Below are 16,874 nucleotides of genomic sequence, written 5' to 3' on the forward strand. Positions count from 1 at the left end.
ATGGAAAAACAAAATATTAGAATTAAATTAAGAGCTTATGATAATAAGATTTTAGATGCATCAACTGAAGAGATCGTAAATACAGTTAAAAGAACTGGTGCAACAATAAAAGGCCCAATACCCCTACCTACAAGAATTGAAAGATATACAGTTTTAAAAGGTCCTCATATTGATAAAAAAAGTAGAGAACAATTTGAAACCAGAACACATAAAAGATTAATTGATATTATTGAACCTACACCACAAACTGTTGAAGCATTAATGAAGCTAGATTTAGCATCTGGTGTCGACGTGGAGATAAAGATTTAATTATGACTGAAATAGCTTTAATTGGAAAAAAAATAGGTATGACCAGAGAGTTTTATAAAACTGGTCGCTTGGTTCCTGTAACTGTAATCAAAATGGAAAAAGCAAGAGTAATTAGTGTCATTGAAGAAGATAAACGTGGATACAAAGCTGTTCAATTAGGATTTGGAAGCATTAAAAGTTCAAAACTTACAAAAGCTATGAAGGGTTTATATGCGAAGAAGAATACTGAGGCTAAAAAAAAACTAAAAGAATTTAGAGTTAAAAATACTGAAGAGTTTAAAGAAGGCAATGAATTTGGCCTAGAAATTTTTAATGATGTAAAATTTGTAGATACCACTTCTAACACTATAGGTAAGGGTTTTGCAGGTGCCATGAAAAGACATAATTTTGGTGGCTTAAGAGCTACTCATGGTGTTTCTGTTTCTCACAGATCTCATGGTTCAACTGGTCAAAGACAAGATCCTGGAAAAGTATTTAAAGGAAAAAAGATGGCTGGTCATATGGGTGATAGAAGCAGAACAATGCAAAATTTAGAAATTATCAAAACTGATATAGAAAATGAGCTACTTTATTTAAAAGGCTCAATACCTGGCTCTAAAAATTCAGAAATACTTGTTAAGCAATCAGTTAAGGTTATCAATAAAATGACTATTAAAGAAAAAATAGCTGCAGCAGAAGAAGCTAAAAAAACACCTGATAAAAAGAAAAAATAATGAAAATAGACAAATTAAATTTAGATGGAAAAAAAGATTCAATCGAGGTTTTAGATAAGATTTTTTCAGCCAAGATAAATAAGAGATTAGTAGATAATGTTTTGTATAAAACAAATGCTAATTACAAAGGTAGACATGGCAAAACAAAACAACAAAATGAAATTACAGGATCTACATCAAAAATTTATGCTCAAAAAGGAACAGGTGGAGCTCGTCATGCAAGTCGGAAAGCACCAATATTTGTTGGTGGTGGTGTAGCACATGGTCCAAAAGGAGAATTAGCTTACAAAAAAAGAAAATTAAATAAAAGTGAGAAAAAATTAAGTATAGCTTCTCTAATTACCGAAAAAAATAAGCTTAATAATTTATTAATTTTTAATGATTTTTCGACAGAAATAAAAAAAACTAAAGAGATGAATGAGATTGTTAGAAAATTTGAAATAACTCACTCATTAATAATCTTAGATAAATCTTCAAAAGAAAAAATTGAAAAATCGATGAGAAATATTCCAAATATTAAAGTTACAGATATTAATCATTTTAGTGCTTTTGATATTATTAAATTTAAAAAAGTTGTTTTTACTGAAAGCTCAGTAAAAGAACTAGAAAAGAGATATTCATAAAATGGATAAAGTACATCTATACGATAAAATCTTATCACCCATGGTAACTGAAAAATCTACTAATCTATCTGAGCAAAATAAAATAGTATTTAAAGTACCTAGAGCTGCAAATAAAATTAATTTAAAGAAAAATATAGAAAAAATATTTAAAGTAAACGTTACAAAAATAAATATTGTAAATAAACAAAACAGAACAGTGGTTAAAAGAGGAAAAAAAGTAAATGTGCAAGGTTATAAAAAAGCAATTATAACTCTAAAAAAAGGTCAAAGCATTGACCTAACAACAGGAATTTAAATAATGGCATTAAAAACATTTAAACCTTATACAAAATCTACTAGAGGAACAATCTTAGTAGATAGAACTGGTCTTTGGAAAGGTAAGCCTTTTAAAGGACTAGTTGAGCCTAAAAATTCTATGCGTGGAAGAAACAACAATGGTCACATAACTTCCCGTAACATGTCAGGTGGTGGACATAAGAGAATGTACAGACTAGTTGATTTCTATAGAAAAAAGTTAGATACAACTGCTACAGTAGAAAGAATTGAATATGATCCAAATAGATCTTGTTATATTATGTTAGTTAAGTTTGAAGATGGACAACATTTTTACTATTTAGCACCTCAAAAAATTAAAGTTGGAGATAAAATTGAAAATGGTTCTGAAAAAGAGATCAAAGTTGGAAATTGTATGCCACTTAGAGATATACCTGTTGGTATAAATATTCATAATGTTGAATTAAAACCAGGTGGTGGTGGAAAAATAGCTAGGTCAGCTGGCACATCAGTTACAATTAGTGGTTTGGATGGAAATTATTCATTAATTAAAATGACCTCTGGTGAAGTTAGAAAAATTGACTCAAGATGTTTTGCTACAATAGGAGTTCTGTCAAATCCAGATCAAAAAAATATTAAAATTGGTAAAGCAGGTAGATCAAGATGGCTTGGAAGAAGACCTCATACTAGAGGAGTTGTAATGAACCCGGTTGATCACCCACACGGAGGTGGTGAAGGTAAAACGGCCGGAGGTCGACATCCAGTTTCTCCTACAGGTCAATCAGCTAAGGGATTAAAAACTAGAGATAATAAGAGTACTGATAAATTTATAGTAAGAAGAAGAAACAATAGAAAGGATTCTAAAAAATAATGTCTAGATCAGTTTGGAAAGGACCTTTTGTTGAAGAAAGTCTAATTAGAAAGGTTGAAAAACAAAAAACAGACCCAAAAAAAATGCCTATTAAAACTTGGTCAAGAAAATCAACAATTATACCAGAATTCATCGGTATTAGTTTTTTGATATATAATGGTAAAAAATTTATCCCTGTTACAATATCTGAAGATATGGTGGGGCATAAATTAGGAGAATTTTCTCCTACAAGAACATTTTTTGGACACACACCTGCTGATAAAAAAGCAAAACCTGCAACGGCAGCTAAGAAATAATTATGAGTAAAAAAAAGAAAATAAATAAACTTAAAGAAAATACAGTTAGATCGGTAAATAATAATATTAGATCTAGTGTGAGAAAATTAAACCCAATTCTTAAGGCTATTGTAGGAAAAAAAGTTGATGTAGCTATTAGAGAATTACAATTCTCTGCTAAGAGAATAACAAAGGAAATAAGAAAAACTGTTTCTTCTGCAGTTGCAAATGCAGAAAACAATAATCAATATGATATTGATAAATTAATTGTCAAAGAAGCATATTGTGGAAAAAAAATTGTCATGAAAAGATTTAGACCTAGAGCAAAAGGTAGAGCAGCACCAATCTTAAAACCATATTCAACAATTACAATTATTTTATCAGAGGCAAAACAAATGGAGAGTCATGGGTCAAAAAGTTAATCCAGTAGGTTTTAGACTTGGTGTAAACAGAGGCTGGGACTCTGTTTGGTACGCAAAGAAAAAAGATTTTGGAAATTATTTAATAGAAGACTTTAAAATAAGAGACTACATAAAGAAAAATGTAGTGAATTCCGGAGTATCTAAAGTCATGATAGAAAGAACTTCTAACAAATGTTATGTAACAATTTACACATCTAGACCAGGGTTCGTTATTGGAAAAAAAGGTAGCGACATAGATAAAATAAAAAATAATTTATCAAAATTTACTAGTAATGAAGTAACATTAAATATCAAAGAAGTTAAAAAACCAGAAACTAATGCCTACCTTGTTGCAGAAAATATTGCTCAACAACTTGTAAAAAGAATTTCATATAGAAGAGCAATGAAGAGAGCCATGCAGTCATGTTTAAGATTGGGAGCTAAAGGAATAAAAGTCTCTATTAGTGGCAGACTTGGTGGAAATGAAATAGCAAGAACTGAATGGTTAAGAGAAGGAAGCATTCCTTCACACACATTAAGAGCTGATATTGATTATGCTGAAGCAGAAGCTCTGACAACATTTGGTATAATTGGAATAAAAATATGGATTTATAAAGGAGAAGTGTTTGCTAAAGAGTTTAGCCAAGAAACAAACAAAATTGCTCCCAAAGAGGTAAAAGAATAATTATGTTACAACCAGTAAGAACTAAATTCAGAAAAGCGCATAAGGGCAGAATTCATGGTACCGCAACACGCGCTAGTAAAATTAATTATGGATCATATGCTTTAAAGGCAATGGCTCCTGAAAGAATTATAGGAAAACAAATTGAAGCAGCACGAGTTGCTTTAACTAGACATATGAAAAGACAAGGACGTGTTTGGACTAGAATTTTTCCAAATATACCAGTTTCTAAAAAACCTGTTGAAGTACGTATGGGCAAAGGTAAAGGAGCACCAGAATATTGGGCTTGTAGAGTTAAACCAGGAAGAATTTTATTTGAAATTGATGGGGTTTCAGAAACTATTGCAAAAGAAGCTCTTTATAAAGCATCAGCTAAACTACCAATTAAAACTAAATTTATAAAAAGATTTGTATAATATGAAAAAACAAGAAATTAAGAAATTATCTAAAGATGAAGTTATTAAAAATATAGACAAATTAAAAAAAGATTTATTTAATTTTAGATTTCAAAAAATTAACTCACAAATTACAGATCCGTCTAAAATTGGACAAACTAAAAAAACTATAGCAAGATTAAAAACTACACTTAAAGGAAAATTAAATGCCTAAGAAAATATTAACAGGAGTAGTAACAAGTGATAAACCCAACAAAACTATAACAGTGTCTGTTGAAAGAAAATACTCACATCCAGTATTAAAAAAAGTTGTAAAAGTTAGAAAGAAATATAATGCGCATGACGAAAATAATAGATTTAAAACTGGAGATGTAGTTTCGATTATTGAATGTAAGCCTTTTTCTAAAAACAAAAAATTTGAAGTAATGGATGGATCTAAATGATACAAGTACAAACTGAATTATTAGTAGCTGACAATACGGGTGCAAAAAGAATAGAATGTATTAAAGTTTTAGGTGGATCTAAACGAAGATATGCAAGTATTGGTGATACTATTGTTATTGCTGTCAAAGAAGCTTTGCCTAAGGGTAAAGTTAAAAAAGGCTCTGTGCATAAGGCAGTTGTAGTAAGAGTAAAAAAAGGAATTCATAGAGAAGATGGATCTAAAGTTAGATTTGATAATAATGCTGCAGTTTTAGTTGATGATAAGGGAGAACCAGTTGGAACTAGAATTTTTGGTCCTGTAACAAGAGAATTAAGAAATAGAGGTCAAATGAAAATAATTTCGTTGGCTCCAGAGGTTTTATAAATGATAAAAAAAGGACTAAAAGTTATAGTACTAACTGGAAGAGACAAAAAAAAAGAAGGTGAAGTTATTGAGGTCGATAGACCAAATAATAGAGCAAAAGTACAGGGTATTAATATAGTGAAAAAAAATGTTAAAACAACAAAAGAAAAAAAAGGTGGAATAATCTCTAAAGAGAGCTTTATTCATATCTCAAATCTTAAACTTGTTGATGATAAAGTAAAAAAAACAAAAACTGAGGCTAAAAAATAATGACACCAAGATTAAAAGAACTTTATTACAGAGAAATTCAAACACAGTTAAAAGATAAGCTTGGTTTTAAGAATACTTATATGGGTCCTAAATTGCAAAAAGTAGTGATTAATATGGGTCTAGGACTAGATGCAGCAGATTCTAAAATTATGAAATCTACTGAAGAAGATCTAGGGAAAATTACAGGTCAAAAACCAGTTATAACAAAATTTAAAAAATCTGTAGCAAACTTTAAAACTAGAAAAGGTTCTAATGCAGGATTAAAAGTTACTTTAAGAGGTAATAAAATGTACGAATTCATAGACAGACTTGTGAACATAGCTTTACCAAGAATTAAAGATTTTAGAGGGTTATCTTCTAAGGGTTTTGATAAGTTTGGTAATTATACTTTTGGAATTAAAGAACATATAATTTTTCCAGAGGTTAATTTTGATAGAATAGATAAAATTAGAGGTCTTGATATAGTTGTAGTAATCTCAGCTTTAAACAAAGAACATAGTTTTGCACTATTAGAAAAACTAAATTTTCCATTCATTAAAAAAGGAGATAATTAGTAATGGCTAAAGTAAGCGCAGTTAATAAAAATAATAGAAGAATTAAACTTTCTGATAAACTTTTTAAAAAGAGACAAGCTTTAAAAAAAATAGTGATGGATAAAAAAATATCTTTAGAAGAACGATTTAAAGCACAACAAAAATTATCTAACTTGCCACGTAATTCGGCAAAAAATAGAGTAATGAATAGATGTCAAATTACTGGGAGACCACATGGCGTTTATAGAAAACTAAAAATATCAAGAATAGCCTTAAGAGACTTAGGACTGCATGGATTAATTCCTGGCATGACTAAGTCAAGCTGGTAGAAAGGAAAATATGAGTTTAAGTGACCCGATTGGGGATATGATTGCTAGAATAAAAAATGCACAAGTGAGAAATCATAAAAAAGTAGCATTACCATCTTCTAATTTTAAAGTTAAAATTGCAAATATTCTTAAAAGTGAAGGTTTTATAAATGATTATAAAATTGAGGAAGAAAACAATAAACCAACTTTATCTGTAGATTTAAAATATTATTCTGGAAACCCAGTTATTAGTACTTTTGAAAGAGTTTCAAAGCCAGGAAGAAGAATATTTTCAAGTGCTGACAGTTTACCAAAAATTAATGGTGGTCTTGGCATAGCAATCGTATCAACACCGAAAGGTGTAATGACTGATATTGAAGCTAGAAAACAAAAAGTTGGTGGTGAAATAATTTGTAAGGTGTTTTAATGTCTAAAATTGGTAAAATAAATATTTCAATTCCTCAAAAAGTTAAAGCAGTTTTGTCAGGTAATGTTTTAAATATTGAGGGGCCATTAGGTAAAAAAACTCTAAATGTTGATTTGGAAATGTTCAAAATAGACATTACAGAAGGAAAAGAAATATCAATTAAACCAAAAAAAATAGATCAAAACTCTAAAAGATTATGGGGTATGAATAGAAGTTTAATTAATAACGCAATAATTGGTTCAAGTTCAGGGTATGAGAAAATACTTGAGCTTGTAGGCGTTGGATATAGGGCAGCATTAAAAGAAAAACAATTAAATTTACAACTTGGTTATAGCCATGATATTAACTTTGATATTCCAGAAGGAATAAAAATTGCTGTTGAAAAGCAAACTATTGTTAAAGTTAGTGGTTCAGATAAACAATTGGTTGGAATGGTTGTATCTAAAATTAAATCTTTTAGAAAACCAGAACCTTATAAAGGCAAAGGTATTCGAGAACAAGGCCAACATATCTTAAGAAAAGAAGGAAAGAAAAAATAATGAAATTAAATACCATTCAAAGGAAAAAATTTAGAGTAACTGGGAAATTAAAAAAAGTTTCTTCTGCTGACAGACTAAGATTGTGCATATCTAGATCATCAAAAAACATTTCTGCACAAATTATTGACGATGTTAAAAATGTAACCCTAGTTTCATGTTCATCAATTGAAAAAGATATTAGATCAATGGAAAAAACTAATAAAACTGAAGTTTCTAAAATAGTAGCAGAGAAATTAGCAAAAAAAGCACAAGTAAAAAAAATAACAAAAATATATTTTGATAGAGGAATATATAAATATCACGGTAGAGTTAAGGCATTTGCCGAAACACTACGTAAAAATGGGATGGAATTTTAATTATGGATTTTAAGAATAAAAATGATGATGGTATTTTAGAAAAACTTGTTCATATAAACAGAATTACAAAAGTTGTAAAGGGTGGACGTAGATTTGGTTTTTCTGCCCTAGTTGTTGTTGGAAACCAAGCAGGTAAAATTGGGATAGCTCATGCTAAAGCTAAACAAGTTCCTGATGCAATTAAAAAAGCAAACGAAACTGCTAGAAGAAAATTAATTCACATTCCATTAAGAGAAGGAAGAACAATCCATCATGATGTTTATGGTAAAGATGGTGCAGGTAAAATTGTTCTAAGATCTGCTCCAAAAGGAACGGGTATTATTGCAGGTGGACCTGTTAGAGCTGTTTGTGAGGTTTTAGGAATTAAAGATATAGTTGCTAAATCAATGGGTACATCAAACCCTCATAATATGATTAGAGCAACAATGAAAGCTTTGTCGAAACAAAATTCACCAAAACATATAGCAACAATTAGAAATAAAAAAATTTCTGATGTAATCGAAAAAAGAGGATAATGAGCACACTTAATACAATTGGAAAAGTAACTAAGACAAAAATTAGAGTTGGTAGAGGAATTGGATCAGGTAAAGGCAAAACATCAGGTAGAGGTGTCAAAGGTCAAAAGTCTAGATCTGGTGTTGCTATTAAATCATTTGAGGGTGGCCAAATGCCATTATATAGAAGATTGCCGAAAAGAGGCTTTAATGCAATTAAAAGATATCAGTCAATAATTGCAATAATGAATTTAGAAAAAATCCAATCATTCATTAATGAAAAAGTAATAAATCCTAGCGATACAATAAATATTGCATTATTTAAAAAACTTAAATTAATTAATAAAAATTCTGAAAAATTAAAAATTCTTGGTTCAGGTGAAATTAAAGACAAAGTTAATATTGAAGCAGACCTAATTTCAAAATCTGCAGTTGAAAAATTAGAGAAAGCTGGCGGAACAATTCAGTTAAAAAAGTAATTAAGATATTATGAGTTCATCTTCTCAAACTAATGATCTTAAAAATAGAATAATTTTTACAATATTTATTCTTGCAGTTTATAGATTTGGTACTTTTGTGCCACTTCCAGGAATTGACCCAGAACAACTGCAAATTATGATGAGTGGTAATCAAAAAGGATTACTTGGTATGTTTAACGTTTTTGCGGGTGGTGCTGTTAGTAGAATGGCTATTTTTGCTTTAGGAATAATGCCGTATATCTCATCATCGATTATTGTGCAGTTATTAACAGGTGTATCAGATTATTTTAAAAATTTAAAATCTCAAGGTGAGACTGGTAGAGCAAAAATAACTCAAATAACAAGATATGGAACTGTTTTACTGGCAACTGTTCAAGGATACGGATTGTCAGTTGGTTTAGAATCTTCTGCTGATTTAGTAATTAATCCAGGTTTATTTTTTAAAATTACAACTGTTTCTACAATTGTTGCTGGCACAATGTTTTTGATGTGGCTGGGTGAACAAATAACTCAAAGAGGAATCGGAAATGGTATTTCATTAATTATTTTTGCAGGGATTGTTGCTGAAATTCCAAGAGCATTGGTTACCACTTTTGAATTAGGTAGAACAGGCGCTGTATCAACTATTATGATTATAGCAATATTTGTTTTATTAGTTGCAACAATTATGTTTATTGTTTTTATGGAAAGGGCATTAAGAAAAATTCTTATTAATTATCCTAAAAGACAAATGGGTAACAAAATGTATGGTGGAGAGTCTTCACATTTACCTTTAAAGATAAATCAAGCAGGTGTTATTCCTGCAATATTTGCATCAGCACTATTATTGTTGCCAGTAACATTTTCAAATTTTAGTTTTTCTGATAATGATGCTTTTTTAAATATAAGCTCTTACTTTACACAAGGACAACCACTATACATGTTGCTTTATGCATCAGGAATAATCTTCTTTACTTTTTTTTACACATCAATAACTTTTAATCCCACAGAAACTGCTGATAATTTAAGAAAATATGGTGGATTTGTTCCTGGAATAAGGCCTGGAGAAAATACTGCTTTATATATAGAAAAAATTGTAACAAAACTTACAACAATAGGTGCACTTTATCTTACGATGGTATGTTTAATGCCAGAGTTCCTAATTGCAAATTATCCAATACCTTTCTATTTGGGTGGAACTTCAATTCTAATTGTTGTTGTAGTAGCAATTGATACTGTAACTCAAATACAAACAAGATTAATGAGCTCTCAATATGAGCAATTAATAAAAAAAACAAAATTCGGTAAGTAAAATTGTGAATATAATTTTATTTGGTCCTCCAGGCGCTGGCAAGGGAACACAAGCTCAATTTATTGTTAAAAAATATAATTACTTTCAACTTTCAACAGGGAATTTATTAAGAAATGAAGTTAAATTAAACACAGTACTTGGTTCTGAAATAGATAAACTTATATCTAATGGAGAATTTGTTTCAGATGAAATAGTCAATAACTTACTTAAACAATCTATAACCAACCTAAAATACAGAGATAGAATTATTTTTGATGGATATCCAAGAAATGTTGATCAAGCAATAAACCTAGAATTAATTTTAAAAGAATTCAATCAAACTATCGATCATACAATTTTTTTAAATGTTTCAAGAGATATAATTGAAAAACGAATTATGGGTAGAATGACTTGTGAAAAATGCAATATGGCTTTAAATGAGTATTTTAATAAAGAAGAGATTAATCTTCATCCTTGTGGTCCAGAACATCTAAAAAAAAGAAAAGATGACGATATAGAGATAGTTATTGCACGATATGACACATATATGACTGCTACAAAACCAGTTTTAGATTTTTATATCAAAAACTCAAATTTCACTGAGATTGATGGAGCAGCAGAAATCGATCAAATTAACAGCAAAATCAACCATATACTTAATGTTTAAGACATTGACTTTACAACATCTTCTTATATAAAAGGCTAAATTTATTCTCAAAAATATGGCTCGTATAGCAGGTGTAAATATTCCGCAAAACAAACTTGTTCACATAGGACTGACGTACATCTATGGTATTGGAGATAAATTTTCAAATCAAATATGTAATTCATTGGAAATTCCTAAAGCAAAAAGAATAAATGAACTTACAGATGAAGATATTTTAAAGATAAGAGAATATATTGATGCAAATTTTAAAGTAGAAGGTGACTTAAGAAGAGATTATTCTTTAACTATAAAAAGATTAATTGATCTTGCTTGTTATAGAGGATCTCGACACAGAAAAAAACTTCCAGTAAGAGGACAAAGAACAAGATGTAATGCAAGAACTAGAAAAGGTAAGGCAATTGCTATTGCTGGTAAAAAATTAACACCACTTAAAAAATAATTTATGGCAAAAGTAGATAAAGTTGAAAATAAAGAAGCTGTTGTTGAAAAAAAAATAGATAAAAAATCTAAAAAAAGTTCGTATTCAAAAAAAAAGAAAATTAAAAAAAATATTCTTAATGGAATTGCTTACGTACAATCAACTTTTAATAACACTATAATCTCAATAGCTGATACTAATGGAAATGTTATTTCATGGGCATCTGCTGGACAAAAAGGATTTAAAGGCTCAAGAAAATCAACACCATATGCAGCACAAATTGCAGCAGATGCTGCTGCTTCAAAAGCTTTAGATTATGGAATGAAGACTTTGTCTGTTGAAGTTAAGGGGCCTGGTTCAGGAAGAGAGACAGCTTTAAGAGCTTTGCAGGCTAGAGGATTCAAGATTCTTTCAATAAAAGATACCACACCAATGCCACATAACGGCGTAAGACCACCAAAAAAAAGGAGAGTTTAGTAAATGGAAAGCTTAAATGTAAATGCTAAAAATTGGAAAGCATTAATTAAACCAGCTCAATTAGAGGTTAAAATTAGTGATGATAAATCACAAGCTAAAATTATTGCTGAACCTTTAGAAAAAGGTTATGGATTAACTTTAGGTAACTCTTTAAGAAGAATTTTACTTTCTTCTATTAGAGGAGCTGCCGTAACTTCAATTCAAATCGATGGAGTATTGCATGAGTTTACCTCTATTAAGGGTGTTAGAGAAGACGTAACAGACATTGTTTTAAATGTTAAGTCACTTGCTTTAAAGAGTTCTTTTGAAGGAATTAAAAAACTTATCTTAGATGCTAAAGGCCCAGGTGAAATTAAAGCTTCTGATATAGCCCCTGTAACTGATATTGAAATTTTAAATCCTGATCTTGTAATTTGCAACTTAGATGAAAATACACATTTTCATATGGAAATGAATGTTTCAACAGGAAAAGGATATGTGCCAGCAGTAATGAATAAACCAGAAGAACCACCTTTAGGTTTAATTGCTATAGATTCCTTATATAGTCCTGTTAAAAAAGTTTCATATTCAATAAGTACAGCAAGAGAGGGAAAAGCTTTAGATTATGATAAATTAACCATGGATGTAGAAACAAATGGTTCAATATCAGCAGAAGATGCTGTTGCTTACTCTGCAAGAATTTTTCAAGATCAATTAAATATGTTTGTTAACTTTGACGAACCTGTAGAAGCTCCAGTTAAAGAAGTATCTACAGAACCAGAGTTTAATAAAAACCTTCTAAGAAAAGTTGATGAGTTAGAGTTATCAGTTCGTTCTATGAATTGTCTAAAAAATGATAATATTATTTACATTGGTGATCTTGTGCAAAAATCAGAAGGCGAAATGTTGAGAACTCCTAACTTTGGAAGAAAATCATTAAATGAAATTAAGGAAGTTTTAACAGGAATGTCTTTATATCTTGGAATGGAAATACCAAACTGGCCGCCAGATAATATAGCAGAAATGTCTAAAAAGTTAGAGGAACAAATCTAATGAGACACGGAATGGCTAATAAGAAGTTAAATAGAACTTCTGAACATAGAAAAGCTTTATTAAAGAATATGTTAAATTCTTTAATAAAATATGAGCAGATCACTACCACACTTCCAAAAGCTAAATTCCTAAAACCACAGGCTGATAAGATAATTACTTTAGGTAAAAAAGAAACTTTATTAACAACGAAAATGCTGATGACTAAATTACAAGATATTACATCTGCCCGTAAAGTTACAAAAACTTTATCAAAAAGATATGAAAAAAGAAATGGTGGTTATACTAGAATTATTAAAGCTGGTTTTAGATATGGAGATAATGCACCAATGGCAGTAATTGAATTTGTTGATAGAGATGTAGAGGCAAAAAGAGTTGATAAAAAGAAAAAAGAACCAACAAAAAATCAAAAAGAAGAGAAAAAATTAGCTACTGCTTAATTTTTTATATAAAATTATATCATCATGAAAAAGTCATTTAACGTTAAATCAACGTTTAACGATATGCGTATTGATAGATGGATTCGGAATAACTTAGGTAACTACCCGCAGGGTTTAATTGAAAAAAGTTTAAAAAATGGAAAAGTTAAGATAAACAATAAAAAAGTAAAAAGTTCTCAGAAAGTAAAAACTGGAGATATTGTTGATTTATTTAATTTTGTTTTTAAAGAAAAAATTGTTCAAAAAAAAATTAAATTCATACCATCAGAAGAAGTCGTCAAAGAGAACGAAGATTTAATAATTGATAATAATAATGATTTTATTGTTCTAAATAAAAGCTCAGGTATTTCAGTTCAAGGTGGAACCAAATCAAAAAAAAACCTTGTAGATATTTTTAGTAGAAGTGATATTTTTCAAAATTCGAAACCTTTTTCTGTTCATCGACTAGACAAAGATACTTCTGGAGTTTTTATCATGGCAAAACATAGAGAGGCTGCACAACTGTTAACATCATTATTTAGATTAAGAAAAGTTCATAAAACTTATTTAGCTATTTGTCATGGTGAGTTACAAAAAGACTCTGGCGAATGGAACGATGACTTGACCAGATATGATAATGATAAAGAGATAGTAGAAAAAGCTAAAACTATTTATAAAGTTTTAGACAAAAACTCAATTTGTAGTTTGGTTGAAATGAAACCTATAACAGGTAGAAAACATCAACTTAGAAAACAATTATATGCAGCTGGCTGTCCTATATATGGTGATCAAAAATATAAATTTGATAATACGAACAAAGCGATTAATAAAAATTTAATGTTACATTCTTTCCAAATTAAATTTATGATAAATGATAAAAAGCATACTTATACAGCTTTACTTCCAGACTATTTTAAAAAACTTTTAAAAACTAAAAGACTTAAGTTTCCAAGTTCCTTGACAAGTTAGCAACAAGAATATCACTTAATCCATCATAATTTTGATCAATAATTTCTTTTAAATTGGTCACACCTTTATCTGAAATACCACATGGAATTATATTTTGGTATTTTGATAAATCATTTTTTATATTAATTGCAAAGCCATGATAAGCAACCCATTTACTTACTCTTATGCCAATAGCAGCAACTTTTTTTATACCAGATTTATTATTAATCCAGACACCAATATTTTTTGAATCACCATATGATTTAATATTAAATTCATTCAAACTTTCAATAATTGTTTTTTCAATTAATGTAATAAATTTTCTAATATCTTTTTGTCTTTTTTTTAAATCTATCACAAAATAACATACTAATTGACCTGGACCATGATATGTAATTTTACCACCTCGATTAGTTTTTAATAGTTTTATGTTTTTATTTAATATTTCTTCTTCTTTATAGCTAGTTCCTGCTGTGTAAATTTCTTCATGTTCTAAAATCCAAATTAAATCATTTTTTTTATTATCACTAATATCCTTCAATCTTGCCTCAAGAAGCTCTATAGCATCTACATATTTTATTGGTTTTATTGACTTTTTAATTTCTATATTCATTTATAAATTGTATTATTCTCATTATACTCTATTAGTGCAAAATTGATTTGTAGGTAAATTTATGTCTTTAATAAAAAAAATAAAAGATAAAAAAGTTAATTTTGAGTTTAACAAAGAATATCTTAAAGTTGTTAACAATAAGATTGCTAACAATGACGCTATATTTATTACAAATTCATTTAAGGAAATGCATCCAGCTGATGCAGCTGACATCATTGAACATCTTGGTCAGAATGACAGGGAAAACTTAATAAAACTTAATAATTTTAATATAGACCCTGAAGTTTTCATTGAACTTAATGAATCTGTTCAATCTGAAATTATTGCTTATCTTTCATCAGGCTCAATTGTTAAACTTTTAAAGAATCTTGAATCCGATGATGCTATTGCAATTTTAGAAAATGTAGATGAAAAAGATAAAAATGACATACTTAGTTCATTACCCCCAAAAGATCGATTTGCTTTATTAGAGAGTTTAAGTTACCCAGAAGATACTGCAGCAAGAATAATGCAGCGAGATTTTACAGCTATTCCAAGTAACTGGTCAGTTGGTCAAACAATTGATTACCTCCGTGAAAACAAAGATTTACCTGAGGAATTTCTTGAAATTTTTATTGTAGAAGAAGATTTTAAGCCAATTGGAACTGTTCCTTCCTCTAAAGTATTAACTGCTTCTAGAGAAATTAAGATGCTCTCTATTATGTCCGAATCTCAACTGCTTATTCCAGTTGATATGGATAAAGAAGAAGTTGGTAATGTCTTTGAAAATTACAACTTAAATTCTGCTGCTGTTGTTGATAAAACTAATAAGTTAGTTGGTATGATTACTTACGACGATGTTTTAACAGTTTTAAAAGAAGAGGCAGAGGAAGATGCTTTAAGATTGGCTGGGGTAGGTGATGAAGAAATTACAGATGGTGTTTTTAAAAAAACAAAGAGAAGATTTAACTGGCTTTTGTTAAATCTTTTTACTGCATTTCTTGCAACATGGGTTATTAGTTTGTTTGGTGCAACTATAGAACAAATGGTTGTTTTAGCATTTTTGATGCCGATTGTTGCTTCTATGGGTGGTAATGCTGGTATGCAAACATTAGCCGTTACAGTTAGAACTCTAGCGACAAATGATTTAACTAAAAATAATTTCTTACAAAATATTTTGAAAGAATTTAATATTGGAGTTTTAAATGGTATTATTTTTGCAATTATAAGTGCTTTTGTTGTTCAAATTTGGTTTGAAGATTTATTACTATCAATGATTATATCAATTTCAATGGTTCTTACGATGATAGTAGCTGGTCTATTTGGAATTGTTGTACCAATAACTCTAAAGAAAATGGATATTGATCCAGCTATTGCTTCAAGTGTATTTGTAACCACAATAACTGATGTTATAGGTTTTGTATCTTTCTTAGGTGTGAGTGCTTATTTTCTTTAAAAGTTATCAATCAACCTTATATTATTTAAATAATAAGACATAAAAATTTTAAAAGGTTTATTTTTAACATTTGTAGAAAGAGTGTGTAAGTTTCTACATTCTATATACTCAATTCTGATGTTAAATTTTTTAGTTAAGTTTTCTCTAGTTTTTTTAATTATTTCTTTATATTGTTTATTATTAATATTAGCGATAGCATTTTTCTTATATATTGATCTCTTTAATCTAATCAATTTATTAGCAATTTGTCCTGAAGTTTTGAGGTCATCTTTTTTTAAAAGTTTATTTCTTGATGATAAAGCAGCACCATTTAAGTCTCTAATTGTTCTGCAAGAACATACTTTTGTTTTATATTTTTTTGAAAAAAAATTTCGTGTTAAAAAATATTGTTGATAATCTTTTTCACCCATAAACATCATTTTGGGTGATATTAATTTTATAAAACGATTTAAAACATCAAGCACACCCTCAAAATGACCTTTTCTATATTTTGCACATAAGATTTTTTGTGATTTTTTTAGAGTAATTTTGGTCAAATTCTTATTTCTATAGATTTGATCTACAGAGGGTAAATATAAAAAATCAACTCTTAAATTTCTTAATAATTTTAAGTCTTTACTTAAGTTTCTAGGATAAGTTTTGTAATCTTCTTTATTGTTAAATTGAGTAGGATTTACAAAGATGCTAACTAGTGTTTTTTTACAAAGTTTTTGAGATTCTTTAATCAAAAATTCATGTCCTTTGTGAAGACAGCCCATTGTAGGAATAAACCCTAAATCATTTTCTTTATGAATTGCCTTATTTAAATCAGTTATTTGTTTTATTAATTTCATTTGTAATAATAAGATTAATAAGTAAAACAT

Annotated in this window: 30 protein-coding genes; 28 read left to right on the top strand and 2 right to left on the bottom strand. The window is 29.0% G+C overall.

What is annotated here, in order from left to right:
- The 27 genes from rpsJ to ABXT56_RS02565 are packed head-to-tail and all read left to right on the top strand — an operon-like array spanning position 1 to position 13,984.
- Positions 1-309, top strand: coding sequence for a 30S ribosomal protein S10 (rpsJ, locus tag ABXT56_RS02435; RefSeq protein WP_006996810.1), 309 nt, complete (start codon positions 1-3; stop codon positions 307-309).
- A gap of 2 nt (positions 310-311) precedes the next feature.
- Positions 312-1,022: a 50S ribosomal protein L3 gene (gene rplC, locus ABXT56_RS02440; protein ID WP_415300937.1), complete on the top strand. Its 711-nt coding sequence runs from the start codon at positions 312-314 to the stop codon at positions 1,020-1,022.
- Positions 1,022-1,645, top strand: coding sequence for a 50S ribosomal protein L4 (gene rplD / locus ABXT56_RS02445; RefSeq protein ID WP_415300939.1), 624 nt, complete (start codon positions 1,022-1,024; stop codon positions 1,643-1,645). Before rplC ends, rplD begins: the two co-directional genes overlap by 1 nt.
- 1 nt (position 1,646) lies before the next feature.
- Positions 1,647-1,940 carry a 50S ribosomal protein L23 gene (gene rplW, locus ABXT56_RS02450; RefSeq protein ID WP_415300940.1) on the top strand — a complete coding sequence of 98 codons (294 nt, stop codon included), beginning with the start codon at positions 1,647-1,649 and terminating at the stop codon, positions 1,938-1,940.
- 3 nt (positions 1,941-1,943) lie between these two features.
- On the top strand, positions 1,944-2,789 hold the full coding sequence (gene rplB, locus ABXT56_RS02455) for a 50S ribosomal protein L2 (protein ID WP_415300942.1): 846 nt from the start codon (positions 1,944-1,946) through the stop codon (positions 2,787-2,789).
- The gene (gene rpsS / locus ABXT56_RS02460) at positions 2,789-3,085 is read left to right on the top strand and encodes a 30S ribosomal protein S19 (RefSeq protein ID WP_415300944.1); all 297 of its coding nucleotides are present in this window, start codon (positions 2,789-2,791) and stop codon (positions 3,083-3,085) included. Before rplB ends, rpsS begins: the two co-directional genes overlap by 1 nt.
- A gap of 2 nt (positions 3,086-3,087) precedes the next feature.
- Positions 3,088-3,486: a 50S ribosomal protein L22 gene (gene rplV / locus ABXT56_RS02465; RefSeq protein ID WP_415300946.1), complete on the top strand. Its 399-nt coding sequence runs from the start codon at positions 3,088-3,090 to the stop codon at positions 3,484-3,486.
- Complete coding sequence (gene rpsC, locus ABXT56_RS02470; RefSeq protein ID WP_415300948.1) at positions 3,470-4,150, top strand: 30S ribosomal protein S3; 681 nt, start codon at positions 3,470-3,472, stop codon at positions 4,148-4,150. Before rplV ends, rpsC begins: the two co-directional genes overlap by 17 nt.
- Positions 4,151-4,152: 2 nt before the next feature.
- The gene (rplP, locus tag ABXT56_RS02475) at positions 4,153-4,563 is read left to right on the top strand and encodes a 50S ribosomal protein L16 (RefSeq protein ID WP_415300950.1); all 411 of its coding nucleotides are present in this window, start codon (positions 4,153-4,155) and stop codon (positions 4,561-4,563) included.
- 1 nt (position 4,564) lies between these two features.
- The gene (gene rpmC, locus ABXT56_RS02480; protein ID WP_168606170.1) at positions 4,565-4,756 is read left to right on the top strand and encodes a 50S ribosomal protein L29; all 192 of its coding nucleotides are present in this window, start codon (positions 4,565-4,567) and stop codon (positions 4,754-4,756) included.
- Complete coding sequence (gene rpsQ, locus ABXT56_RS02485; protein WP_415300952.1) at positions 4,749-4,985, top strand: 30S ribosomal protein S17; 237 nt, start codon at positions 4,749-4,751, stop codon at positions 4,983-4,985. Before rpmC ends, rpsQ begins: the two co-directional genes overlap by 8 nt.
- A complete protein-coding gene (gene rplN, locus ABXT56_RS02490) occupies positions 4,982-5,350 on the top strand; it encodes a 50S ribosomal protein L14 (RefSeq protein WP_415300954.1) in 369 nt (122 codons plus the stop codon). The genes rpsQ and rplN overlap by 4 nt, the downstream gene beginning before the upstream one ends.
- Positions 5,351-5,599 carry a 50S ribosomal protein L24 gene (rplX, locus tag ABXT56_RS02495; protein ID WP_415300956.1) on the top strand — a complete coding sequence of 83 codons (249 nt, stop codon included), beginning with the start codon at positions 5,351-5,353 and terminating at the stop codon, positions 5,597-5,599. It begins immediately after the preceding gene.
- Entirely contained in the window at positions 5,599-6,153 is a 555-nt protein-coding gene (gene rplE, locus ABXT56_RS02500) for a 50S ribosomal protein L5 (RefSeq protein ID WP_415300958.1), read from the top strand. Before rplX ends, rplE begins: the two co-directional genes overlap by 1 nt.
- A gap of 2 nt (positions 6,154-6,155) precedes the next feature.
- On the top strand, positions 6,156-6,461 hold the full coding sequence (gene rpsN, locus ABXT56_RS02505) for a 30S ribosomal protein S14 (RefSeq protein ID WP_415300960.1): 306 nt from the start codon (positions 6,156-6,158) through the stop codon (positions 6,459-6,461).
- 10 nt (positions 6,462-6,471) lie between these two features.
- Complete coding sequence (rpsH, locus tag ABXT56_RS02510) at positions 6,472-6,867, top strand: 30S ribosomal protein S8 (protein WP_415300962.1); 396 nt, start codon at positions 6,472-6,474, stop codon at positions 6,865-6,867.
- Positions 6,867-7,406 (top strand): 50S ribosomal protein L6, encoded by a 540-nt coding sequence (gene rplF, locus ABXT56_RS02515; protein WP_415300964.1) that lies wholly within the window; start codon positions 6,867-6,869, stop codon positions 7,404-7,406. Before rpsH ends, rplF begins: the two co-directional genes overlap by 1 nt.
- Positions 7,406-7,762 (top strand): 50S ribosomal protein L18, encoded by a 357-nt coding sequence (gene rplR / locus ABXT56_RS02520; RefSeq protein ID WP_415300966.1) that lies wholly within the window; start codon positions 7,406-7,408, stop codon positions 7,760-7,762. Before rplF ends, rplR begins: the two co-directional genes overlap by 1 nt.
- Before the next feature lie 2 nt (positions 7,763-7,764).
- Positions 7,765-8,277: a 30S ribosomal protein S5 gene (rpsE, locus tag ABXT56_RS02525; protein ID WP_415300968.1), complete on the top strand. Its 513-nt coding sequence runs from the start codon at positions 7,765-7,767 to the stop codon at positions 8,275-8,277.
- A complete protein-coding gene (rplO, locus tag ABXT56_RS02530; protein ID WP_415300970.1) occupies positions 8,277-8,735 on the top strand; it encodes a 50S ribosomal protein L15 in 459 nt (152 codons plus the stop codon). The genes rpsE and rplO overlap by 1 nt, the downstream gene beginning before the upstream one ends.
- 10 nt (positions 8,736-8,745) lie before the next feature.
- Complete coding sequence (gene secY / locus ABXT56_RS02535) at positions 8,746-10,026, top strand: preprotein translocase subunit SecY (RefSeq protein WP_415300972.1); 1,281 nt, start codon at positions 8,746-8,748, stop codon at positions 10,024-10,026.
- Between the two features lie 4 nt (positions 10,027-10,030).
- Positions 10,031-10,672, top strand: a complete 642-nt coding sequence (locus ABXT56_RS02540) for an adenylate kinase (RefSeq protein WP_415300974.1) — start codon at positions 10,031-10,033, stop codon at positions 10,670-10,672.
- 55 nt (positions 10,673-10,727) lie between these two features.
- Complete coding sequence (gene rpsM / locus ABXT56_RS02545; protein WP_415300976.1) at positions 10,728-11,111, top strand: 30S ribosomal protein S13; 384 nt, start codon at positions 10,728-10,730, stop codon at positions 11,109-11,111.
- A gap of 3 nt (positions 11,112-11,114) precedes the next feature.
- Complete coding sequence (rpsK, locus tag ABXT56_RS02550) at positions 11,115-11,567, top strand: 30S ribosomal protein S11 (RefSeq protein ID WP_415300978.1); 453 nt, start codon at positions 11,115-11,117, stop codon at positions 11,565-11,567.
- A 3-nt stretch (positions 11,568-11,570) separates the two neighbouring features.
- Entirely contained in the window at positions 11,571-12,599 is a 1,029-nt protein-coding gene (locus ABXT56_RS02555) for a DNA-directed RNA polymerase subunit alpha (protein WP_415300980.1), read from the top strand.
- A complete protein-coding gene (gene rplQ, locus ABXT56_RS02560; RefSeq protein WP_415300982.1) occupies positions 12,599-13,036 on the top strand; it encodes a 50S ribosomal protein L17 in 438 nt (145 codons plus the stop codon). The genes ABXT56_RS02555 and rplQ overlap by 1 nt, the downstream gene beginning before the upstream one ends.
- A gap of 24 nt (positions 13,037-13,060) precedes the next feature.
- Positions 13,061-13,984: an RluA family pseudouridine synthase gene (locus ABXT56_RS02565; RefSeq protein ID WP_415300984.1), complete on the top strand. Its 924-nt coding sequence runs from the start codon at positions 13,061-13,063 to the stop codon at positions 13,982-13,984.
- Here the strand turns inward: ABXT56_RS02565 and lipB are convergent.
- On the bottom strand, positions 13,956-14,576 hold the full coding sequence (lipB, locus tag ABXT56_RS02570) for a lipoyl(octanoyl) transferase LipB (protein ID WP_415300986.1): 621 nt from the start codon (positions 14,574-14,576) through the stop codon (positions 13,956-13,958). The two genes, ABXT56_RS02565 and lipB, sit on opposite strands and share 29 nt — an antisense overlap.
- Positions 14,577-14,637: 61 nt before the next feature.
- Here lipB and mgtE point away from each other — a divergent pair, with 61 nt between their 5' ends.
- Positions 14,638-16,011, top strand: coding sequence for a magnesium transporter (gene mgtE, locus ABXT56_RS02575; protein WP_415300988.1), 1,374 nt, complete (start codon positions 14,638-14,640; stop codon positions 16,009-16,011).
- Here the strand turns inward: mgtE and ABXT56_RS02580 are convergent.
- Entirely contained in the window at positions 16,008-16,874 is an 867-nt protein-coding gene (locus ABXT56_RS02580) for a pantoate--beta-alanine ligase (protein WP_415300990.1), read from the bottom strand. The genes mgtE and ABXT56_RS02580 overlap by 4 nt on opposite strands.

Source organism: Candidatus Pelagibacter sp. Uisw_134_02, assembly GCF_047720265.1.
Taxonomy (GTDB): domain Bacteria; phylum Pseudomonadota; class Alphaproteobacteria; order Pelagibacterales; family Pelagibacteraceae; genus Pelagibacter.